At 32.4% G+C, this 21,323-nt stretch carries 21 protein-coding genes and 2 pseudogenes; 18 read left to right on the forward strand and 5 right to left on the reverse strand.

Translation table 11 applies throughout. The features are described from left to right. Nucleotides 1-12: 12 nt before the first annotated feature. Nucleotides 13-1,389 carry a DEAD/DEAH box helicase gene (locus AC3WVZ_RS10810; protein ID WP_065212736.1) on the forward strand — a complete coding sequence of 459 codons (1,377 nt, stop codon included), beginning with the start codon at nucleotides 13-15 and terminating at the stop codon, nucleotides 1,387-1,389. 1,309 nt (nucleotides 1,390-2,698) lie between these two features. Here AC3WVZ_RS10810 and AC3WVZ_RS10815 read toward each other — a convergent pair. Next, entirely contained in the window at nucleotides 2,699-2,911 is a 213-nt protein-coding gene (locus tag AC3WVZ_RS10815; protein ID WP_000033157.1) for a hypothetical protein, read from the reverse strand. Nucleotides 2,912-3,252: 341 nt separating this feature from the next. Here AC3WVZ_RS10815 and AC3WVZ_RS10820 point away from each other — a divergent pair, with 341 nt between their 5' ends. Further along, nucleotides 3,253-3,888: a TetR/AcrR family transcriptional regulator gene (locus AC3WVZ_RS10820; protein ID WP_001223578.1), complete on the forward strand. Its 636-nt coding sequence runs from the start codon at nucleotides 3,253-3,255 to the stop codon at nucleotides 3,886-3,888. A gap of 63 nt (nucleotides 3,889-3,951) precedes the next feature. Next, a pseudogene (locus tag AC3WVZ_RS10825) lies at nucleotides 3,952-5,197 on the forward strand (MFS transporter). An 18-nt stretch (nucleotides 5,198-5,215) separates the two neighbouring features. On the opposite strand, the gene AC3WVZ_RS10830 reads toward AC3WVZ_RS10825, so the two are convergent. Beyond that, nucleotides 5,216-5,689: a CDI toxin immunity protein gene (locus tag AC3WVZ_RS10830; protein ID WP_000342724.1), complete on the reverse strand. Its 474-nt coding sequence runs from the start codon at nucleotides 5,687-5,689 to the stop codon at nucleotides 5,216-5,218. 491 nt (nucleotides 5,690-6,180) lie between these two features. Here AC3WVZ_RS10830 and AC3WVZ_RS10835 point away from each other — a divergent pair. The 4 genes and pseudogenes from AC3WVZ_RS10835 to AC3WVZ_RS10850 all read left to right on the forward strand — a co-directional run. Beyond that, nucleotides 6,181-6,321 (forward strand): annotated as a pseudogene (locus tag AC3WVZ_RS10835) (ABC transporter ATP-binding protein); the annotation flags it as partial. A 99-nt stretch (nucleotides 6,322-6,420) separates the two neighbouring features. Beyond that, nucleotides 6,421-7,131, forward strand: a complete 711-nt coding sequence (locus tag AC3WVZ_RS10840) for a class I SAM-dependent methyltransferase (protein ID WP_065212734.1) — start codon at nucleotides 6,421-6,423, stop codon at nucleotides 7,129-7,131. Nucleotides 7,132-7,248: 117 nt separating this feature from the next. Then, on the forward strand, nucleotides 7,249-7,656 hold the full coding sequence (locus AC3WVZ_RS10845; protein WP_000072493.1) for a VOC family protein: 408 nt from the start codon (nucleotides 7,249-7,251) through the stop codon (nucleotides 7,654-7,656). Nucleotides 7,657-7,990: 334 nt separating this feature from the next. Continuing rightward, nucleotides 7,991-8,773, forward strand: coding sequence for a class I SAM-dependent methyltransferase (locus AC3WVZ_RS10850; protein ID WP_233936358.1), 783 nt, complete (start codon nucleotides 7,991-7,993; stop codon nucleotides 8,771-8,773). Between the two features lie 157 nt (nucleotides 8,774-8,930). Here AC3WVZ_RS10850 and AC3WVZ_RS10855 read toward each other — a convergent pair whose 3' ends face one another. Continuing rightward, nucleotides 8,931-10,616, reverse strand: coding sequence for an alpha-keto acid decarboxylase family protein (locus AC3WVZ_RS10855; protein WP_065212732.1), 1,686 nt, complete (start codon nucleotides 10,614-10,616; stop codon nucleotides 8,931-8,933). 107 nt (nucleotides 10,617-10,723) lie between these two features. Here AC3WVZ_RS10855 and AC3WVZ_RS10860 point away from each other — a divergent pair, with 107 nt between their 5' ends. The 5 genes from AC3WVZ_RS10860 (at nucleotide 10,724) to spoIISB (ending at nucleotide 13,576) form a co-directional block, all read left to right on the forward strand. Next, nucleotides 10,724-11,206, forward strand: a complete 483-nt coding sequence (locus AC3WVZ_RS10860) for a MarR family winged helix-turn-helix transcriptional regulator (RefSeq protein ID WP_000191888.1) — start codon at nucleotides 10,724-10,726, stop codon at nucleotides 11,204-11,206. Nucleotides 11,207-11,372: 166 nt separating this feature from the next. Continuing rightward, nucleotides 11,373-12,110: a 2,3-diphosphoglycerate-dependent phosphoglycerate mutase gene (gene gpmA, locus AC3WVZ_RS10865; RefSeq protein ID WP_000594152.1), complete on the forward strand. Its 738-nt coding sequence runs from the start codon at nucleotides 11,373-11,375 to the stop codon at nucleotides 12,108-12,110. Nucleotides 12,111-12,348: 238 nt separating this feature from the next. Then, nucleotides 12,349-13,086 (forward strand): type II toxin-antitoxin system SpoIISA family toxin, encoded by a 738-nt coding sequence (locus AC3WVZ_RS10870; RefSeq protein ID WP_000624977.1) that lies wholly within the window; start codon nucleotides 12,349-12,351, stop codon nucleotides 13,084-13,086. Nucleotides 13,087-13,198: 112 nt separating this feature from the next. Continuing rightward, on the forward strand, nucleotides 13,199-13,327 hold the full coding sequence (locus AC3WVZ_RS10875) for a hypothetical protein (protein ID WP_000237819.1): 129 nt from the start codon (nucleotides 13,199-13,201) through the stop codon (nucleotides 13,325-13,327). 72 nt (nucleotides 13,328-13,399) lie between these two features. Further along, nucleotides 13,400-13,576 carry a stage II sporulation protein SB gene (spoIISB, locus tag AC3WVZ_RS10880; protein ID WP_233936359.1) on the forward strand — a complete coding sequence of 59 codons (177 nt, stop codon included), beginning with the start codon at nucleotides 13,400-13,402 and terminating at the stop codon, nucleotides 13,574-13,576. Between the two features lie 20 nt (nucleotides 13,577-13,596). Here spoIISB and AC3WVZ_RS10885 read toward each other — a convergent pair whose 3' ends face one another. Further along, nucleotides 13,597-13,986: a YxeA family protein gene (locus tag AC3WVZ_RS10885; RefSeq protein WP_065212731.1), complete on the reverse strand. Its 390-nt coding sequence runs from the start codon at nucleotides 13,984-13,986 to the stop codon at nucleotides 13,597-13,599. Nucleotides 13,987-14,196: 210 nt separating this feature from the next. On the opposite strand from AC3WVZ_RS10885, the gene pepD reads away from it, so the two are divergent. The 3 genes from pepD to AC3WVZ_RS10900 all read left to right on the forward strand — a co-directional run bounded on the left by pepD (nucleotide 14,197) and on the right by AC3WVZ_RS10900 (nucleotide 17,348). Continuing rightward, nucleotides 14,197-15,666, forward strand: a complete 1,470-nt coding sequence (pepD, locus tag AC3WVZ_RS10890; protein ID WP_065212730.1) for a beta-Ala-His dipeptidase — start codon at nucleotides 14,197-14,199, stop codon at nucleotides 15,664-15,666. Between the two features lie 244 nt (nucleotides 15,667-15,910). Then, entirely contained in the window at nucleotides 15,911-16,720 is an 810-nt protein-coding gene (locus AC3WVZ_RS10895) for a papain-like cysteine protease family protein (protein WP_233936360.1), read from the forward strand. Nucleotides 16,721-16,745: 25 nt separating this feature from the next. Then, entirely contained in the window at nucleotides 16,746-17,348 is a 603-nt protein-coding gene (locus AC3WVZ_RS10900) for a hypothetical protein (RefSeq protein WP_233936361.1), read from the forward strand. 243 nt (nucleotides 17,349-17,591) lie between these two features. Here AC3WVZ_RS10900 and AC3WVZ_RS10905 read toward each other — a convergent pair whose 3' ends face one another. Next, nucleotides 17,592-17,843, reverse strand: a complete 252-nt coding sequence (locus AC3WVZ_RS10905; protein ID WP_000827560.1) for a response regulator transcription factor — start codon at nucleotides 17,841-17,843, stop codon at nucleotides 17,592-17,594. 374 nt (nucleotides 17,844-18,217) lie between these two features. On the opposite strand from AC3WVZ_RS10905, the gene AC3WVZ_RS10910 reads away from it, so the two are divergent. From AC3WVZ_RS10910 to AC3WVZ_RS10920, 3 genes are all read left to right on the forward strand, one after another. Further along, complete coding sequence (locus AC3WVZ_RS10910; protein WP_000397979.1) at nucleotides 18,218-19,096, forward strand: helix-turn-helix domain-containing protein; 879 nt, start codon at nucleotides 18,218-18,220, stop codon at nucleotides 19,094-19,096. Nucleotides 19,097-19,236: 140 nt separating this feature from the next. Continuing rightward, nucleotides 19,237-19,515, forward strand: a complete 279-nt coding sequence (locus AC3WVZ_RS10915; RefSeq protein ID WP_233936362.1) for an AbrB/MazE/SpoVT family DNA-binding domain-containing protein — start codon at nucleotides 19,237-19,239, stop codon at nucleotides 19,513-19,515. A 546-nt stretch (nucleotides 19,516-20,061) separates the two neighbouring features. Further along, complete coding sequence (locus AC3WVZ_RS10920) at nucleotides 20,062-21,312, forward strand: hypothetical protein (RefSeq protein ID WP_001032358.1); 1,251 nt, start codon at nucleotides 20,062-20,064, stop codon at nucleotides 21,310-21,312. Nucleotides 21,313-21,323 lie beyond the last annotated feature (11 nt).

Here is a 21,323-nt window from a genome sequence, read left to right on the forward strand (position 1 = left end):
TAAGGAAAAGAAGTGGTCTATTTGAAAAACTTTTTAGAATTAGGAATTAGTGAAACTTTTAATCATACATTACGTGAAAATGGAATTACAGAAGCAACACCAATTCAAGAGAAGGCAATTCCAGTTATTCTGTCAGGTAAAGATATTATTGGGCAGGCGAAAACAGGAACGGGTAAAACGTTAGCATTCGTGTTACCGATTTTAGAAAAAATCGATCCAGAGTCTAGTGATGTTCAGGCTTTAATTGTTGCACCAACAAGGGAACTAGCTCTGCAAATTACAACTGAAATTAAAAAAATGCTTGTTCAAAGAGAAGATATTAATGTACTAGCGATTTATGGTGGGCAAGATGTAGCACAACAATTGAGAAAATTAAAAGGTAATACACATATTGTTGTTGCAACACCAGGACGATTATTAGATCATATACGACGTGAAACAATTGATTTAAGTAATCTTTCAACGATTGTACTAGATGAAGCGGATCAAATGCTTTATTTTGGTTTCTTATATGATATTGAAGACATTTTAGATGAGACACCAGGTAGTAAACAAACGATGTTATTCTCAGCAACGATGCCAAAAGATATTAAAAAATTGGCGAAGCGTTATATGGATGAACCGCAAATGATTCAAGTACAAAGTGAAGAAGTAACGGTTGATACAATTGAGCAGCGTGTCATTGAGACGACAGACCGTGCAAAGCCAGATGCACTTCGTTTTGTTATGGATCGTGATCAGCCATTTTTAGCTGTTATTTTCTGTCGTACAAAGGTTAGAGCAAGTAAGCTTTATGATAATTTAAAAGGACTAGGTTATAATTGTGCTGAACTTCATGGTGATATACCTCAAGCGAAACGTGAAAGAGTTATGAAGAGTTTCCGCGAAGCTAAAATTCAGTACTTAATCGCAACGGATGTAGCAGCTCGTGGACTTGATGTAGATGGTGTAACGCACGTATTTAACTATGATATCCCTGAAGATGTAGAAAGTTACATTCATCGCATTGGCCGAACAGGACGTGCAGGTGGATCAGGTCTTGCAATTACGTTCGTTGCAGCGAAAGATGAAAAACATTTAGAAGAAATTGAAAAAACGCTTGGTGCACCAATACAAAGAGAAATAATCGAACAACCGAAGATAAAACGTGTAGATGAAAATGGAAAACCGGTACCAAAGCCGGCTCCGAAGAAATCAGGTCAAAATCGTCAAAGAGATAGCCGCGAAGGTTCAAGAAGTGATTCAAGACGTGATTCGAGAAATAGCTCAAGAAGTGATTCAAGAAATAGTTCGAGAAATAGTTCTAGAAATGAAAATAACCGATCATTTAATAAGCCAAGTAATAAAAAAGGTAGTACAAAGCAAGGTCAGCAAAGACGTGGTCGTTAAATGGTTATAATTGTAAAAGAGTCGCAAAATATTGTGGCTCTTTTTTTTGTTTGAATACAACAAGGATGATGGCAAGGGAAAATTTCATTCACCGTATTTGAAATTTATAAAGGGAATTTTATAGTTCAAAACCAGTAGAGCAAGGGTATTACTGTCATTCAGCAGAACACTTTGGTTAAAAGAAAAGGTATTGAAGCGAGCGAGTATTTTCATTATACATTCCGCAATTATCGAAATAGAACAAGAGAAGTTTATGAAGGATTAAACTCGTATTGGTGTACGATCGTTGGAAACTGGAAAACTAATTTGTTAGTTTTTATCGATGAGGAACTCGAGAAGCACCACTGCCATCCTTATGGGGAAATTGCTTACGACGACGATGAAGGTAATGTAGTGATAATATGCGAAATAAGAAAAAAGGACTAGCAGTCGTACCTGCCGTCCTTTAATAGGAGAAAAAGTAATCTTGTTTAGAACTACGCATAAACAGAAAATCTGCTTGTAATTAGTTTTACCCTAAATATACGTGTCTATACAAAAAAGGGATAAGTAAAAAATACTTATCCCCGGAAGGGAAATCCCAAGTACCAAAATGGCTCGTATTGGTCTGCAGGTTCAAAAGTAGTATATGTAAAACGAAAAATCTCATACAAAAAGCAGACAACGATTTTGGTTGTCTGCCAGTGAGTTCAATGAGTTAGCTAATTGTGATAATTTGCATCCCCATTGCGAGAAGAGTGAAGCTGCTAGTTCAAACAGCTTGTTGGTATTATTTTCGATTTCTTAAAAAATATACATCAAAAGAAAGAGGTATTAGCCATGGACACGGCAGCTTGAAAGTAGTATGTATTTTTATTTGAAAAATATTCAAGGGGTGAAGAAACATGGAATGTTTAATAAAGGTGTTTGTTTTATTAATCAGTTAATTAATAAAACAAAATAGTTATTTGGGAGAAAGGGAAAATGAATATGAGATGAATTGAAGCTGTTGAAAAATTACTTGAAGTGATGAAAGAATGCTTTTGGAACGGAACATCTTTAAAGGGTGAAGCTAATGATTTTAATATTGTATCTTGGCTGATTGAAGAAGCGACGCGTAAAACAAAATAAAAATTTCATTTTGTAGCAAAGGGGAATAGATATGTGTACTTATTGGGGAAAAGTAGATAAAGAGTTCTTTAAGAGGCAAGAACCGGAACAAAATAAAAGAGCAGCTAGCAAAAGCTAACTGCTCAATACAAGGAGATACAGAGAAGACTACTTTAAATGAATGTTGGCATACAGCCTACATACAGTATTGACCGAATATTTATTTTAAATTCAATTTATTTAAAGTAAATATTCCAACAGATAAAATGGTTGCGCCTGCTACAGAACCTAACCAGTCTCTCCAGCCTAATGTATTTAAAGATGCATCTGTTAAATCCGTAATTAAGAAGATAGCAAACATTAATACACCAAATGCTAAGCATCCCCAAAATGTTTGCAAATATTTAATCATTTTCTTTCGGAACTTGCTCATATAAATCACCCTTATTAATAATTATATTTTTATAAATAAATTATCGCATGTGCAAAAATTAAAAGTACAAAATATGCAATATTACATATTGGAACTCAACAAAATACTCCATTGATAAGTACATAGATCGAACGAAGGCATCGTTCTTTTCCTAAAATGAAAGGTGACAATAAGAAACATGAGATACGTTTTAAACAAGTTGAGCGGACGTTAAAAAATAAAAATTTATAAAGGAAATAGAAAGTATGGTGTTGTATATGTACGATAATAGGAAACTTTTTGCAAACTAAACATATAATTTTAATAGACCGACAGTCGGTCTGGTGGGAAGGAGAACTTGAATGCGAATTGTAAAGGAGTATGAGGAGCGTAGAAAGGAAATTTTAGAAACAGCTGAGCGTTTGTTTCTTACGAAAGGTTATACGAAAACAACCGTGAATGATATTTTAAAAGAAATTGGTATAGCAAAGGGGACGTTTTATCATTATTTTAAGTCGAAGGAGGAAGTAATGGATGAAATCATTATGAGGATTATTAAAGAGGATGTCACTAAGGCGAAAAGGATTGTCTCCAATCCCGATATCCACGTTTTAGATAAGTTATTTAAAATTTTAATGGAACAATCACCAAAATCAGGAGATGTCAAAGAAAAAATGATTGAACAATTCCATCAACCAAATAATGCAGAAATGCATCAGAAAAGTTTAGTGCAATCCATTATACATTTATCTCCTGTATTAACGGAAGTTTTAGAGCAAGGAATAGAAGAAGGCATATTTTATACTCCATACCCACAAGAAACAATTGAATTATTACTCTCTTCAGCACAAGTCATATTTGATGATGGTTTATTTCAGTGGAAACCGGAAGAAATGATGAGAAGAGCTAAGGCTTATATTAAAATGATGGAAGTATCTGTTGGAGCGAAAGAAGGGTCCTTTGATTATATGATCGAGGTTTTAATGAAACAGAAATAGCTTTTTTCTGTTTGAGTATTATCGACCGGCAGTCGGTCTAACTAAATGAAGGATGTGATGAGGATGCCAGCAAGTATTCAATCTTCCTTGAAAGATTTTCACTTAATGGTAGGTGGTCAAATTATTACTATTTTAGGTTCAACACTATTACGTTTTGCACTGTCTTTATATGTGCTAGATATAACAGGACGTGCCGATATATTTGCAGGGTTATATGCCGTAACGAGTATCCCGTTTTTGTTAGCTCCTCTTGGCGGAGCGATAGCAGATCGTTTCAACCGCCGTAATGTAATGGTCATTTTGGATTTTATAAACGCTGCTATTGTATTAAGCTTTATAGTTTTGTTATTAACTGAATCGGTATCTATTTTATTGATTGGAACAATTATGTTTTTACTAGCAGTCGTTAGTGCAATGTACGCACCAGTTGTTATGGCAAGTATTCCGCAATTAGTTCCAGAGAAAAAGTTAGAACAAGCAAACGGTATCATAAATGGTGTGCAAGCATTATCTAATATAGTTGCACCTGTACTAGGAGGAATATTATATGGCATAATTGGTTTGAAAATGCTCGTCATAATAAGTTGTCTTGCTTTCTTTTTATCTGCAATTTTAGAAATGTTTATTACAATACCTTTTATAAAAAGAGCGCAAGAAAGCCATATCATACCGACAATTATAAAAGATATGAAAGAAGGTTTTCTTTATGTTTTAAAGCAACCTTTTATTTTGAAGGCTATGTTACTTGCAGCTTTACTAAACTTAATTTTGACACCGTTATTTGTTGTTGGAGGACCTATTATATTACGAGTAACTATGCAGAGTAGCGATACGATGTATGGAATTGGAATGGGATTAATTGATTTTGCAACCATATTAGGGGCATTGTCAATCGGTTTCTTTGCTAAAAAGTTACAGATGAAAACATTATATAATTGGATGCTTATCATAGCTTTATTAGTTATACCAGTGGCACTATCAGTTACACCGTTTACTCTTAATTTAGGATACTATCCACCATTTATCCTCTTTTATACTTTCTTCTCTTCTAATCGCAATGATTATGACAATTGTATCCATCTATGTGATTACTGTAGTCCAAAAGAAAACACCAAATGAAAATCTAGGAAAAGTAATGGCAATTATAACAGCGGTATCTCAATGTATGGCACCAATTGGGCAAGTCGTATATGGTTTTATGTTTGAAGGATTCAGTACGAAAATTTATTTACCTATATTATCTATAAGTTTCATAATGATAATAATAGCGGTGGTGACGAAGAAAATATTAAGAAATGAAGGGAACTAGCTTCATATGCTTAGAGTATTAGCGAAACCCAATCCTAATCAATTCTTTATCATTTATTTCAATTACGAATCTATATTCTTTGTCTAATATCCAGTAATAAAAACTGACTGCATCAACGTCAACTAATGATTGGAATACTTTATCAAGATTTGTACTTACTACAGGGATTTCATAGTTATCCCATATTATAAAAATCTGTTCGTCAAAATCTAGTTGGTTTGCTCTAATAAGGGAAATTAGTTGTTCTTTGTTCGAAGCTATGAATTGGTTATCTATCTGTTCCCAATCTATTCTTCCCGAGACAGTTATAGGAAATGAATTCATTAAAATAATAGCAATCTGCTGGCTTTTTTCTTGGGAGAAAATGAGAGTTTCGTTTCCTAGGGATTCAAGGCATTCACTAAACAAAGGGTTTGTGTCATTGTTGTTTTTGGTTTTCAGTGCTCTTAACTTTTGTCGCAATTTCCACTGTCTTGACGATCTATCATCCATTTTTAACATTCCTTATACAATTATTTAATAATGAGTATAGCATATAAGGGAAGTCTTTATGAAAAGGAACTTTTTAAATATAAATTAAATAAAAGCGTTATTTGAAAAAAAGCCTTTTAAGGAAAGATAAGAGGCCATCAAAAAATATAACAACATGAAAATTTTATATTATGTATATACAATTTAAAGAGTTAGTGGAAATAATAAAATGTATAAAATTCTTATAAAAAAGCCCTAGGATTAGGGGATCTAGGGCTTCCTCTGTTGGTATATCTCACACGACATTATAAAAAGAAAAGAACTTAATGAAGGTAACACATGAATGTTTCGTAAATGTATCAAAAAAGTGAACAAAAGCGTTATTTTATTAGAAAAGTATGATTGTATGAAATAACATGTATGAAAGAAGAGGCGTTAGCAAAAATATCCCTTAACGAAATCGGCTTTATTTTTCAGCAAAGTAACCTTCTTAAGTGACTCATGTTGTATAGGTAGCAGAGAAAACAGAAAGAGTTCTTTTTATGGAGGACGGAGAAGTTGTTAGTGAAATACAACTAGGCAAGTTTAGGAATGATGATTTAAAAGCGCGAGAAGAGAAATTGTTAAAATGGTTAGCTGTACTCGGATTTTAAAGACAAAAACTCCTATTGAATATAGGAGTTTTTTCTTTGTTTGAAAGTTCGAAAAGATATATAATAATTTTCTGACTATTAATTTATGGAGGGGTATTAATGAAAACTGAAACGTTACACACACAAGAAGACATTTTAAAAATGCTTGATTCATTATTAAGACCTGCAGAATCATTTTGGAATGATTTTTATGAGAATAGAGAAAAGGATGTTCCGTTTTTTGAAAATGTTCCAGATGAGAATCTAGTTTCGTATATACAAAAAGAGAGAGTTTCAAAAGGGAAGGTATTAGAACTTGGATGTGGTCCAGGTAGAAATGCCATTTATTTAGCGACTCAAGGATTTGATGTAACAGCAGTGGATTTATCTGTAGAAGGCATTAATTGGGCTAAAGAAAGGGCATTGGCAAAAGGGGTAGCAATTCATTTTATTTGTGATTCAATTTTTAATTTAGAGGTTCAAAACGAATTTGATTTTGTATACGATTCGGGCTGTTTGCATCACATTCCACCGCATAGAAGAATAAATTATGTGGATTTAATTAAAAACTCATTAAAATCGGGTGGTTATTTCGGATTAACATGTTTTGCGGCAGGCGATTTAGATGAGCGAAATGGATCGGAAATAACAGATTGGGATGTATATAGAGGATGGAGTCTACAAGGTGGTCTTGCATACTCGGAAGAAAAGTTAAGAGAGATATTTAAAGAATTTGAGGTAATTGAGATTAGAAGGATGAAACAAATGAAACAACCGAAAGAAATGTTTGGAGAATCATTTCTTTGGACAGCATTATTTAAGAAGAAATAATAAAGTAGATAATTGACAAACTCATCGTTTTTATAGACAATACACTTATAGGAATATACGTTCGGTTTTTGGCCGACTTATGTTTTACATAAATATATAACAAGGGGCTGTCTCCATATGAGTAACACAAATCAAAAAATTACTACGTTTTTAATGTTTGAAGGCAAAGCTGAGGAAGCAATGAATTTTTATACGTCGCTATTTGATCAATCGGAAATTGTAAGTATTTCTCGCTACGATGAAAATGGACCTGGTAAAGAGGGAACTGTAATTCATGCAACTTTTACGTTAAATGGCCAAGAGTTTATGTGTATTGATAGTTATGTAAATCATAATTTTACATTCACTCCAGCTATGTCTCTTTATGTAACTTGTGAGACAGAAGAAGAAATTGATACGGTCTTTCATAAACTAGCGCAGGATGGAGCAATTCTTATGCCTTTAGGTTCTTATCCGTTTAGTAAAAAGTTTGGCTGGTTAAATGATAAGTATGGTGTATCTTGGCAGTTAACTCTTGCTGAATAAAAAAGAAAAAGCGTAACTTATTTGTTTAATCGATTTAGTTAAAAGCTTGAAAAATTAAATAACATAAAAAAGCGTTCCAACTGTCAACAGGTTTGGAATGCTTTTTTTATGTGGAAGTGAGTTGTTTAAAAGTTAACAATTCTATGATTAGTTTAAATGAATGGAATAGATGTGTAATTTTTTGTCTTTTTAGAATTTTTTTAGTAATTTTTGCATTTATCTGTTAATGTAAATATAGACAACTATGTATGAACTATTAGGCAGGTTAATAGAAAAAGGAAAGCATTAAGCTTACACATTGAATGCAACTAGATCGTTAGGAGGACTAATCGCAATGGATACTACACAACAAAACAGTAATGCATGGGATAAGAAGGTTGAAGAAGGTTCTAGATACACGCAGCCTGTAAGTAGCGAGGTTATTGAGAAAAGCAAATCAGGTGAATGGGAGATTACAGTCACTACGGAAAAATCAGTTCCTAGAAAGTGGTTTCCAAAGTCATTAGATGGATTAAAGATACTTTGCTTAGCATCAGGTGGCGGACAACAAGCACCTGTTCTAGCTGCTGCTGGAGCAGATGTAACAGTTACTGATATATCTAAGAAGCAATTGGAACAAGATGAAAAGGTAGCAAAACGGGATGGTTTGACTTTGAAAACAGTACAAGGAGATATGTCAGACCTTGGTGATTTTGAGGATGAATATTTTGATATTGTTATAAATACTGTTTCTAATTTGTTTGTAAAAGATGTTCATCTTGTATGGGATGAAGTTTCTAGGGTTTTAAAGAATAAGGGTATTCTTATTGCTGGATTTACAAATCCGTTACTATGGATTTTTGATGATAACCAAGAACAAAAAGGTATTCTTGATGTTAAACATTCAATTCCTTCATCAACATTGGATTATTTACCAGAGGATGAAGTTCAAGATTACATCGATTCAAATCAAACAATAGAATATGCGCATACTTTAGAAGACAAAATCCAAGGCCAAATTGAAGCTGGTTTTGCTATAACAGGTTTTTATGAGGATGATTTTGGTGGAACAAGGATATTAGATAAGCATATTAAAACATTTATTGCGACAAAAGCTATAAAGTTAAAGATGGATTAAGAATTTTTGCTTGTCGCACGGGGCGTTAGTCGAAAAACGCTCTTAAAATAGAAAAGGATGGTGCTTTCCATCCTTTTCCTTATGTATTTTGATTGTCGAAACTATTCTCAAAACAAGTTTTACACTACCAATTGTATAATTAGGTTATGCTTTTATATTAAGAATTTTGCTGACCAAATCTTTTCCCGAGTTTAGCTAACAATTCAGGTTGATCGCTTTGGCTCATTATAACTTCAATAAAGATAAGTTGATTCTTATTAAAAGTTATATTTGTTAAGACTTCTGCTAATTCTGCTTCATTTTCTACTTTAAATGTTAGACTTTTTTCTTCTGACCCAAATACCATTGATAGTTTATTGTAATCCCACATTTGTATATCATTATAAGGTTGGTTTTGGCCGTGAATGGTACGTTCAACGGTGTATCCGTTGTTATTGATTAAAAATATAATTGGTTTTAAATTTTGACGTAATATAGTTGATAACTCTTGGGCAGTTACTTGGAAAGAACCATCACCAATAATTAAAATGTTGCGCCGTGATAAATTGGCGAGCTGTGTACCAAGTAGAGCGGGCAGTGTATATCCGATAGATCCCCATAACGGTTGTCCTACATATGCAGTGTTATTAGGTAGAGGGATAGCAGAACTACCAAAGAAAGGTGTTCCTTGCTCTACAATTAAGACGTCGTTTTCTTGTAAGAAATGGTACATTTGCTGCCAAAAACGTTTTTGTGTGACCATTTGTGCTTTTGGAATGAACTCTTCAGTAAAAGGTGAGGATTCTAAAATAAATGGCTTAACGTCAAGGGTATCTTTATTACGATGCTCAATTGAATCACTTAAATGTTGTAAAACATCCTGCATTACAACTGGACCGTATTTTTTATCTATAATTTTCACAGTGTAGGGATGGATTTCTATAACTTGTTCTTTTGTAAAACCTTGTGTGAAGCCGCCTGTAATAGTATCAGTTAACTTCACACCAATACTAATAATACAATCAGATTCATCAATTCTTTTTCGCAAGTACGGAGAACTTACATCACCAGTATAAATCCCTATAAATTGAGGGTGTTTTTCTGGGAATATTCCTTTTCCCATACTTAACGTCGCGATGGGAAACCCAGTTTTTTCTACAAATTGATGTAAATTTTCTTTAGCGTGAAATCGATCTACTTCAAAATCAGCTAAAATTACAGGTTTTTTGGCGTTATTTATTATTGAAGTGGCATGTAGTAGCATTTTATCCAACGCTTCTTTATTACTTAAAATCGGTTTATATAAAATTGGTTCTGTAGGTTTATTAATTGGTTTATTATATACATCAATCGGCAAATTAATATGAACCGGGCGTTTTTCATTCCAACATGCGCGTAAAACACGGTCAATTTCCTCAGCAGCATGCTCAGGTGTTACATTTGTTTGTGCCACAGTGATTTCTCGATACATATTGGAAAAGTGATCGAACTTTCCATCGCCTAACGTATGATGAACGATTGCTCCATTTTCCATTACTTTTGTTGGTGGCGTACCCGTGATTTTTATAACTGGCACGTTTTCCGCATATGAGCCAGCAATACCGTTAATGGCGCTTAATTCTCCGACACCGAAAGTAGTAATAAGAGCAGCGATTCCTTTTATGCGAGCGTACCCATCTGCTGCATATGCAGCATTTAATTCGTTACAATTGCCAATCCACTTTAAATTTTCATATGCTACCACATCATCTAAAAAGGCAAGATTATAATCACCAGGAACCCCAAATATATGTTCAATTCCTAATTCATGTAGTCTATCCAATAAATATGTACTTACAGTATATTGTTTTTTCAAATGAATCATCTCCTAATTGTGCAATGAATGTTTCAATAGACTAAATAAGTTCTAATGCGTTGATTAAAATATTCATTACTAGATTGTGGTATAATTTACATACAGGGGGAAAGTAGATGACACAACATAAAGAAGAACAGATGAATGAGGCATTAGCATTATTTTATTTTGCATATAAAACATTTACTGAAAAGCCAGATGAAATTATAAAAGAATATGGCATTCAACGAGTACATCATCGAATTTTATTTTTTATCGCACGTTTTCCAGGGATAAGTGTAAATGAGTTATTATCACTATTAGAAATAAGTAAACAAGCTCTCCACGGACCGCTACGTCAACTTGTGGAAAAGGGCTTAATTGAGAGTAATGAAGCTATGCATGATCGACGTGTGAAACAGTTGTCTTTAACAGAAAAAGGTACAGATTTAGAGAAAAAACTGAGTGATGTACAAAGACAACAAATGGGTGCTATTTTTTCAAAATTTGGTGAATCATGTGAGGACAATTGGCACCAAGTTATGAATGAAATGGCAAATAGCCGATCAGGTTTTGATGCTTGGATATCCAAACGTGAAATACCAGTCGATCAAAAATAATGAAAAAACTTCTGTTTTTATCGTTTGAAAAAGAACAAATTTTATCCATACATTTGGCAACTATGATTTGGTCATAGAGTGAATGGATAAAAAGATACATTACTAGATACTTTATACGTGTACGCAATGGAACAATAAAATTCACATTTCCGAAAGGGGAATTATAATGATAAAACTTGTACTTATTCGTCACGGACAAAGCTTATGGAATCTTGAAAATCGCTTTACGGGATGGACAGATGTTGATCTATCAGAGAATGGATTAAGTGAAGCGAGAGAAGCAGGAGCAATATTAAAGAAAAACGGATATACTTTTGATGTGGCTTATACATCAGTATTAAAACGCGCAATTCGGACGTTATGGATTGTACTTCATGAGATGGATCTTACTTGGGTTCCAATACATAAATCTTGGAAGCTAAATGAAAGACATTATGGTGCATTGCAAGGGCTGAATAAAGATGAAACTGCACAAAAATATGGTGAGGAGCAAGTTCATATTTGGAGAAGAAGTGTTGATGTAAGACCACCGGCTCTTACTGAAGACGATCCTCGATATGAAGCGACCGATCCAAGATATAAAACACTCAAAAAAGGTGAATTTCCATTAACTGAATGTTTAGAGGATACGGAGAAGAGAGTACTTGCTTATTGGCATTCAGAAATTGCGCCGACATTAAAAAGTGGTAATAAAGTAATTATTTCATCACACGGTAACACAATTCGCTCGCTAGTAAAATATTTAGACAACCTTTCAAGTGATGGTGTAGTTTCATTAAATATTCCCACTAGCATTCCGCTTGTTTATGAATTAGACGAAAACTTACGTCCGATTCGTCATTATTATTTAAGTATGGATGGAGAAGTACCTGAAGGGGAAATTCCGAAACATATTTCTTTTTAATACGAAAATTTGAAATGAATGCTTGTCTACATATACAATATAGACTCATGGTAAAGTGAAATTTTAATCAGTAGGGGTCTTATTTCCCACAAATAACAGGATAAAAGACGTGGTACTTTCTAATATATATGCGATGTAGCTAATTTTAGAAGCTTGTCCACGTCTTTTGTCATAAAGAGAGCAGCTTGCGCATGTAATGATATCGTGAGTAGTTTTTGAATGGAGGGTGATGTGATTAATGATCTCTAACATTCGAATTGGCTTATTTGTTTTAGCGATTGTCTTTGTAGTCCTTGTTTTCTTTTATTGGAAAAATGAGGAGTTGTACGAGGAGAAAAAGCAACGTATTAGAAAGACTTGGTATGGTTTGTTTATCATATCTGTCACCGTGTATTTCATGATAAAAGGAATTGATTTAACCCTCTGGAAAAATCTTTTAATGTTTACTGCAATGGTTATTTTTGTTGATATTGCGTTCATTTTAACGCCTAATATTTCAGAAATATGGGGTGCGAAATTTAGCGATATTGGCAAGACAGTTCAATCAATAAAACGATCATTAATTGCATCTAAAGCGAGAGGGGAAATATACACGACAATTATTCAAAATGTTAATCCAGCAGTATTCGGTACGATGGAATGGCATACGGAAGAGGAATATACAAAGAGCTTAAATGCATTTTTAGATTCATATGGGGAAAAGATTGGTGCGAAAATTGTTGTTTTTGAAGCCGCGAAAGAGTTAAATACAAACTTTCGTGGTATTCGCTCGCAATTTAGTATTATCGTTCCGTTAGAACATATCGAGCAATTGAATGAGCAGAAAGCGGTGCAAGTAGAAAATGTCGGGATTATACCAGCAAAAATAGTAAGTGACGTTTTCATTGTTATTGATGGAAAGAAAAATAACCTGCAAGATCGGGATTTTGAAAATGTATATAATTTAACAATACATCATAGTTATTTTAGTAAATAAGGACAGAATCTTTTTCTGTCCTTTTCTTCTATACATAAATTAAAAACAAAATCCGACAAAGTTGAATAAAATTGGACAATCATTCCTACACTAGCATGTAGAGGTGATTGTAGTGGTAAAAGATTATGACAATGATTTTTTTAAAGAAGGTAACGAAGATACAACAGATTTCTCTTTAATAAAAGGGGATACGTTGCAGCAAGTAGAAGAATTAGAAGAAGAATTAAAAAGAAAATCATAAGTGTACACTCTTTCTACATTTGCTATATAATATAAATAAAAGGTTGTATCTTTTTGAAAAGGGGGAGAAGAGATGGCTGAAGTCAATGGGCAAAAGTCTTCGTTTTTTAAAGAAAAAAAAGAAGAATCCAATACAGATTTCTCTCTTGTGAAAGGTGCATTAACGGAGAATATAAATCGGTTAGAGAAACTAATGAATAATAGTAGTTCAAAATATATACAGGTGAAAAGAACAAAAGAAAATGCATAGAGCATTTTCTTTTGTTCTTTTTATTTAATAGTAAACTTATCTTTTACTTTTTCAGGTAAATCTGCTTTCTGAATCTCTTCATAGGACTTTACTTCAATTGATGATCTTTCATTTTTGCTATCATCATCTTGATCTACATAAAGGCGTAAAAACGCGTCTTCATTTAATTTATGGGCGTTTTCTTTTTTTGTACTTCTAAATGTAATTTGTTTTTTAACACCATCTTCATCATATGCGGGCAGCGTATAGTTTCGTAAGTTTCTATCATTTACCTTTTCAATAGTTCCTTCGCCTTTTATTTGCATGTAATATACATCTTTACCAATTCTATTTAGTAACGCTCTCTCACAGCCAATAGTAAAACTAAAAAATAATAAACATAGTGTAATAATTGTTAAAAACTTTTTCATTTTCTTTATCTCCTTTAATGTGTTTCTTTAAAAAGTATACGATTATTATTAAATGAGAAAAATCGATATAGATTACAACGCTCTTACAATATTTTGAAATTTCTGTATATAAAATAAACAATAAAAGTTAAAAGAAAGGTAAAATAATGAATCATGGTATAATGATAAAAGACTTACATACTATTTTTTCATTTTGAGAGGAGCTTGAACATGTATTCTACTTTAGAACAATTAACAAAGCACCCTGTATTTTATCATTTTGCAGAAATTTCAAAGATTCCTAGAGGATCAGGTAATGAAAAGGAAATTAGTGATTATTTAGTGGGCTTTGCAAAAGAGCGTAACTTAGAAGTCATTCAAGATCAAGCATTAAATGTCATTATTAAAAAAGAAGCAACAACTGGTTATGAAAATGTACCAGCTATTATTATTCAAGGTCATATGGATATGGTTTGCGAAAAAAATCAAGCAACAGTACATGATTTTGAAAAAGATCCAATTGAATTACGAATCATTGGGGACATGTTATATGCAAATCAAACAACTTTAGGTGCTGATAATGGTATTGCAGTTGCGTATGCATTAGCTTTATTAGATTCGAAAGAAATTCCGCATCCAGCACTTGAAGTCGTTATCACTACTGAAGAAGAAACGACAATGGGCGGGGCTTTTGCTATTGATCCAAATCATTTTGAAGGAAAGATATTTATAAATATTGATTCTGAAGAAGATCATAAATTACTTGTAAGTAGTGCAGGTGGTGCGAAAGCTGTTGAAACAATTCCCGTAATTTGGGATGAAACGCCAGCGAATATGGATGCATACCGTCTATATGTTGGTGGTCTAAAAGGCGGACATTCTGGTATGGAAATTGATAAACAACGCGGTAATGCGAACAAAGTATTAGGACGAGTATTACGTGATTTATCAGCACATACGGAGTTTAACATAAGTGAAGTTCACGGCGGATTAAAAACGAATGCAATTCCGCGTGAAAGTGTAGCTACAATTTTAATTCGTACAGAAGATGTAGGACAAGTAGAAGAAAAACTAGAATCATGGACACGTGTATTACAAGAAGAAATGCGTGCTGTTGATCCAGATGTTCATGTTACACTGACAAAATTGGATGAAACAGTTGAAAAAGTATTTGCTAAAGAGACACAAAAGCAGCTTATTTCATCATTATTCTTAATTCCAAATGGCATTCAAAGTATGAGCATGGATATTAAAGGTCTTGTAGAAAGCTCAACAAATTTAGGCGTTATTGAAACGTTGCAAGATGAAATTAAATTACGTAACGAAGTGCGAAGTTCTGTAAGTAGTTTAAAACAACATGTTGCAGAAGAAATCAAATATATTGCTGAATTAGTTGGTGCTACATTTGAAATAGAGTCAGAGTATCCAGAATGGCCATACAATCCAAACTCACAAATTCGTAATTTATTTGAAAAAGTGCATCAAGAAAAATACAATAAAGAAATTGAAATCTTCGCTGTGCATGCGGGGATTGAGTGTAGCGCATTCGTTCAAAAAATGCCTGAATTAGATGCAATTTCATTCGGACCAGACATTTTTAACGTCCACACTCCAGATGAACATATCAGTATCTCTTCTGTAGTGAATAACTGGGGATTCTTCATTGATGTAATGAAGGGTACAAAAGAATTAGCTAAGTAATAACGACGAAATAAAAAGGAGCCTATAAAAATTTATAGGCTCCTTTTTTGTATTGGAATTTATCCCGCTATTTGCAGAGCAGCCCGATTGGTTTAACTAACAATCAGTGGGGATGAATAAAACCACTACTGATCAAAGTTTCACTTTATGAGAAGTCATTTTTCGTTAGTATGTAATATTAAGCTTGAACAATTAATAAGGATGAATTGTTGATGTTTTTTAGTACTGATGAAGGGGTGGAGAAATGAAGGGAAGAAAGCATTTTATTGTTTATATGTTTTTATTGTTCTTCACATTTAGTTTTATTGGTGTTCAGAAAATAATAGCAGAGGAAGTTGAATTTACAGGAACAACAGCTCCATTGAATGTAAATGTTAGAGAGGCAAAAAGTTTGAATGCAAATATTGTAGATGTGATTCCCGGAAATACAACAGTATCTTTTAAAGGATGGGAGTATGGTGAAGCGGTTAAAGATTACTGGACAGGAAATTTAGATAATCGTTGGTTTTATTATTTTAAAGGTGGAAAAAAAGTATATGTAACGTCAGCGTATATTAATGGAAATCCTCCAAATACATCAATAGATCGTAAATTATTTGTCCCTAACATATTACAAGAAAGATCAAATTGGTGTTGGGCAGGCACTTCGGTTTCAGTTTTAAATTATTTTGGGAAAACTCCTTCACAAGATCAGTACGTTAGGTATGTTAAGGGTGGATCATATAATAATCCTGCAACTTCACGTGAAATACAATATGGATTATCCGGATATGGGGTTAGCTCAGCTATAAGTTCTGGAGCAAAATCTTATGATTGGTTCAAAAGTCAAATTAATAGTAATCAGCCGATGATTGCACTCATTATGTGGCAAAATGGAGCTAACATCGGACACTTTCTAGTACTTGATGGGTTTTATAAAGGGACAACTGGAACAGATTATATAACGTACATGGACCCTTGGTATGGTGATCATTATAATCATAATTTCAGTACGTTCCATAACAATAATAATTTTTGGTGGAGTGAAACAGTTTATAATATCCATGCAAACTAATAATATTAAAAGCGGGGGTTCATAAATGGGAAAACTACTTAAGCTTGTGATATTGTGCATGTGCTTAATGACCGTTATTATTTTCGCTAGTAAAATTAGTTATGCATCAAAAAATAAAAGTGAATCAGTACAATCGATCGCATTAAAAGATTATCAATATAGTAAGGGAAGTTCTTCTGAAAATTTAAGCTTTGAAAAAATAACAACATCTCCATTTTCGTTACCAATCTATGCAACAATTCCAGCACAGCAAATTTTAAATAGCTCTGAATTTAAGCATTTACTATTACCAACAAATGAAAAGCTGTGGTTTATTATGAAGGGTGAGCAGCCAGAAGGACTAATTGTTGCGAATGATATTGAACCGATTCGAACGGGCGGAGAAAATAGAAGTAAAGATTTATATGGATTATATACAGCAATAAAGAATAATACAAATGAAACAAAAGATATTAGTTATTTCGAATTTGAAGGGCAAGGAATATTGGTAGTAAATCAAAATAATGATCAAGAAATATACCTTAGTAAAGGTGCCGCTGCCATATTAAAACTTCCTACTGGTCAAAAAGTATTGAGCAGTGAAGTATTACAGAAAATGAAAGAGAGAATTGTAACTGGTTTTGAATAGTGGTAATGTCTGATTCTTTTTTGTGTTTATACAGGGTTGAATAGGGAACAGGATCAATGGTAGCATTAGGGCATCTTTACTGTTTGAAACCTAATAGTGTATATAAAAAGGTTAGAGAAGTTAATTCTCTAACCTTTTTATATTAATGTATGAAATTTAAAAAGTGATGGAGTAAACCAAATAATAAAAATTTGTCTGCTCTTCTATTTTTATTTGCAATTTAAACTCGTTATATTCCGCTATCTATTGTACAACCTTTTTACATAGCTGAATTTTTTTATTTGAAAATAAGGGTGCATCTATAAAACCATAATGATAAACTAAAATACCTAATTCCACTCTAGAATTAATATGCCATTTTTCTTTAATATGATTAATTATCGTTGAAATTCTTCGAGGGGTAACATATATTTTTTTGGAAATTTCTGCATCTGTATATCCTTTTGCTACATAAATAGCTACTTCTAACTCTCTTTCGGTCAACATTCTTTTCATAAAATACGCTCCTTCGAAATTATTTATATAAAAATCAAAAGAAACTATTAAAAGAAATAAAGGTGAAAAATCATATTTATTTTAATCAGGCTATTTGCGGATAGTAAGATTCCCACCTCAAAATTTAGATGTGGCAAAGAAGTCTAACTCCCTGTAAAAGCCTGCCTGGAGTGGACTAATAATCAGTGGGGGGATAAAACTCCCATTAATTATTAGTGAACCATATTTTAATAATTTCTCGTATTGTAATACAAGTTTGTAAAAGAAACTATAAATCCATATAATTAGTAATTGTAACTATATTAATTTTACATTACATTAAAAGTTGGGAAATATTCTTATACTCATAAAGTGTTACATTTGAGGGAGGAAAGATGGAATTCTACAATCTTGGTATTATTATTAAAGAACTTAGAAAGAAAAAAAACATGTCACAATCTGAATTATGTCATGGAATATGTTCACAAAGTCAAATTAGTAAGATAGAAAAAGGTATTATTTATCCATCTAGCATATTGTTGTATCAATTATCTGAAAGACTTGGTATTGATCCAAATTATATATTCGCACTAACCAAAAATAAAAAAATAAAATATATTGAAAATGTAAAATGTGTAATGAGAGATTGTGTGAAACAAAAACAATATAATGAGCTTTACGAAATAGTAAAAAAAGAGAAAGATGAGAATAATTTTCAATCAAAAGAAGATAAACAATTTCTATTATGGCATGAAGCGATTGCTATATATTATGTAAATGGAGCAACAAGTAATGCCTTTGACATTTTAAATAGAGCACTAAAACAAACCTTAAGTAGTAGTAACTTTTTATCAGAAAAAGAAATAAGCATAATGAATTCAATTGCTATAATACATGCAGAAAATGAAGAGTATGAGAAAAGTATAAATATATTAAAACAAAGTTTAATTAATTTTAATAAGATAGAATTTCCTAGAGAAAAAGAAATCAAATTAAGACTCATTCATACGTTAACAAAATGTTTACACCTTGCAAATCAATATGAAGAAGCAATAAAGTATAGTGAAATAGGTATAAAATTAGCGATAAATATGAATACTTTATACTTATTAGGTGAATTATTTTTTGAAAAAGGTGCAATTTTATTGAAAGTTCAGCACTCTAATGAAGTTGGTTTAACAGACATAAAAAAAGCATTATTTATATTTGAACTAACTGAAAGAAAACAATATATAAAAATGATCAAGGAAAAATATATTAAAAATCAAGAATAAACAAGAAAGAATTCTAACATAAACTATTCCTAATTGTTATTTTTTTCTAAAAAAAGTACTGTAATACGAACTATTCCTAATTGTTGTTTATTGCTAAAATAAATACCGTAATATTAGATAAATATAAAGGGTGGCATTTTATGAAATCAAGAGGAATTACTCGTAAAGCAGATAGCATGGGGCGTATTGTTATTCCAATGGAAATAAGACGGGGTTTAGGAATTGTAGAAAAAGATTCTCTTGAAATGTTTATAGAAGAGGACCAGATTATTTTACGAAAATATCAATCTCCAAGAGCTTGTGCACTTACAGGGGATATTTCAGACAGCAATATTTCGTTAGCGAATGGGAAGATTATTGTAAGTCCAAACGGGATGGAACTGTTAATAAAGAAGTTACAGCAATATCTTTTAAAATAAAGTGAAACTTTAATCAGGGGGAGTTTTGTTCATCCCCACTGATTATTAGTTGAACCAATCGGACTGCCCGGCAAATAGCGGGGTAAAAGGTAAGTAAGAACTTTAAAATAGAATATACTTGAAAAAAATTCCTCTATCAATTTAGGGGTTTTTTTATTGTTATCAATAAAATTGAGGGGCCGTAGTTCGTTCAATGGAATACGAATTACTTCATAAATAGTCTGACTATTTTTTATAAAAAAACTATTCATTTACATTTTTTGGTTTCGTGTTATATTTTTAATGTTAACATAGTTGTATTGAAAATTCTGATTTTAAAATTAGGAAAACTTTAGAAAATGAAAGAGATTTTTAAATTAAATTTACCAATTCAATAGAGGTTCGTCGGGGAAATGTACCTAAGAAGAAATCTCTTATAATCCACGTTTTTTATTTGTAAATCGGTAGTTCTAATAGCTCTGACGAAAAGCGAAGGAGCAAAAAAGAAATGGATAGTTTGTTTAATAGAAGATAGGGTATAAAAAATAAAACAACGGAGGTTTTATAATGAATAAAGGAATACTGCAGATTACAGAAATTGAAGAAATTAGCATTCCTAATGTATTGAAGGATAAAATGAAGAATCTGATAGAAAATGAATTGAAAACTCATAATCCTTATACTTGTGATCAAGAAATAGCAGCATATTTTTCAAAAGAGTGGCTTAATTGTTTGATTGACTATTCAAAGAAAAATCCGAATTCAGATATGAAAAACCTACTACATATAATAAAAATAGCGAATTGTGGCGGAAACGTACCACCTACTCTTATTAAAAATACTCCATGTGATCCTATGGAAACACTATTACCTGGGGAAAATCGCAGAGGTTTTAATTATGGCGAAGACGAACACGATAGAATGAAAAAATATTTTTATGCAGAATGGGTCACATGGCTTTTTGCCACACTTTTTAATTATGATGCTTTAATTCACCCATCCGAACATGCAGGGAAAAATAGATTTCATCTTATTTCACCTTTAAACAACGATGAAGTTTTGCGAAATGTCGGTGCAAGCACCGGTGGCGGGAACTTTTATCAACATAACGATGCCACAGTGTATACAGATATGAAAGACCAATCAGATATTGAAGCAAGATTGAAAACATTCAATACGAATTTAGAAATTGTATCAAATAGACTTAATAAATCCGTGGAACGAATAGTGTCTGAAATTACTTGTGGAAAATTTACTAGAGTTGATGCTCTTTTATTAAAAGGAGTGTTAAATTTAAAAACTCAAACTCATATTGGAACGCCAAAATTACTGCAAAAGCATCTTGAAGAAAATCACTTCAGTAAAGATGACATATTGGCGGTAAGTAAAATGCCTATTGCTCATATCGCAGGAATGGCTGATGGTGAAATATCGGGATTTGTAGGAGAAATAAACCAAATTATATTTTTAGATGATAATGGTGATATTATTGCAACTTGTTTGAATGGAGCGGAAAATAGATTAATTTATGTGGGAGAAAGTGAAGAAGAAAAATTGAAATTTGACATGTTTTTAGAACTCTTACGAACAACGCCTACTTATAAGGTTCCACTTACATCTGAAGATTTATTACTTATACCAAATTCATACTATGGTAAACAAACAAATGTAACTCATGGTAGGGAAAGGTTATCTGAGGAAGAATATAAAATCCCGATTGGAAACAATAAATATGGAAGAAGAATTGTTTGCAGACAATACGTTTCCAGTCGATTACGTGATCAAAAAGAAAGTTACTTTACAGATTTAATTAACTAGTTTAAAGAGAG

The organism is Bacillus sp. CPT56D-587-MTF, from assembly GCF_058792335.1.

What these genes read in the sequence shown, in the direction of transcription:
- AC3WVZ_RS10815 (WP_000033157.1), bottom strand. Translation starts at nt 2,911, where the DNA reads ATGAGCAAGTTCCGAAAGAAAATGATTAAATATTTGCAAACATTTTGG.
- AC3WVZ_RS10820 (WP_001223578.1), top strand. Translation starts at nt 3,253, where the DNA reads ATGCGAATTGTAAAGGAGTATGAGGAGCGTAGAAAGGAAATTTTAGAA.
- AC3WVZ_RS10830 (WP_000342724.1), bottom strand. Translation starts at nt 5,689, where the DNA reads ATGGATGATAGATCGTCAAGACAGTGGAAATTGCGACAAAAGTTAAGA.
- AC3WVZ_RS10840 (WP_065212734.1), top strand. Translation starts at nt 6,421, where the DNA reads ATGAAAACTGAAACGTTACACACACAAGAAGACATTTTAAAAATGCTT.
- AC3WVZ_RS10845 (WP_000072493.1), top strand. Translation starts at nt 7,249, where the DNA reads ATGAGTAACACAAATCAAAAAATTACTACGTTTTTAATGTTTGAAGGC.
- AC3WVZ_RS10850 (WP_233936358.1), top strand. Translation starts at nt 7,991, where the DNA reads ATGGATACTACACAACAAAACAGTAATGCATGGGATAAGAAGGTTGAA.
- AC3WVZ_RS10855 (WP_065212732.1), bottom strand. Translation starts at nt 10,616, where the DNA reads ATGATTCATTTGAAAAAACAATATACTGTAAGTACATATTTATTGGAT.
- AC3WVZ_RS10860 (WP_000191888.1), top strand. Translation starts at nt 10,724, where the DNA reads ATGACACAACATAAAGAAGAACAGATGAATGAGGCATTAGCATTATTT.
- gpmA (WP_000594152.1), top strand. Translation starts at nt 11,373, where the DNA reads ATGATAAAACTTGTACTTATTCGTCACGGACAAAGCTTATGGAATCTT.
- AC3WVZ_RS10870 (WP_000624977.1), top strand. Translation starts at nt 12,349, where the DNA reads ATGATCTCTAACATTCGAATTGGCTTATTTGTTTTAGCGATTGTCTTT.
- spoIISB (WP_233936359.1), top strand. Translation starts at nt 13,400, where the DNA reads ATGGCTGAAGTCAATGGGCAAAAGTCTTCGTTTTTTAAAGAAAAAAAA.
- AC3WVZ_RS10885 (WP_065212731.1), bottom strand. Translation starts at nt 13,986, where the DNA reads ATGAAAAAGTTTTTAACAATTATTACACTATGTTTATTATTTTTTAGT.
- pepD (WP_065212730.1), top strand. Translation starts at nt 14,197, where the DNA reads ATGTATTCTACTTTAGAACAATTAACAAAGCACCCTGTATTTTATCAT.
- AC3WVZ_RS10895 (WP_233936360.1), top strand. Translation starts at nt 15,911, where the DNA reads ATGAAGGGAAGAAAGCATTTTATTGTTTATATGTTTTTATTGTTCTTC.
- AC3WVZ_RS10900 (WP_233936361.1), top strand. Translation starts at nt 16,746, where the DNA reads ATGGGAAAACTACTTAAGCTTGTGATATTGTGCATGTGCTTAATGACC.
- AC3WVZ_RS10905 (WP_000827560.1), bottom strand. Translation starts at nt 17,843, where the DNA reads ATGAAAAGAATGTTGACCGAAAGAGAGTTAGAAGTAGCTATTTATGTA.
- AC3WVZ_RS10910 (WP_000397979.1), top strand. Translation starts at nt 18,218, where the DNA reads ATGGAATTCTACAATCTTGGTATTATTATTAAAGAACTTAGAAAGAAA.
- AC3WVZ_RS10915 (WP_233936362.1), top strand. Translation starts at nt 19,237, where the DNA reads ATGAAATCAAGAGGAATTACTCGTAAAGCAGATAGCATGGGGCGTATT.
- AC3WVZ_RS10920 (WP_001032358.1), top strand. Translation starts at nt 20,062, where the DNA reads ATGAATAAAGGAATACTGCAGATTACAGAAATTGAAGAAATTAGCATT.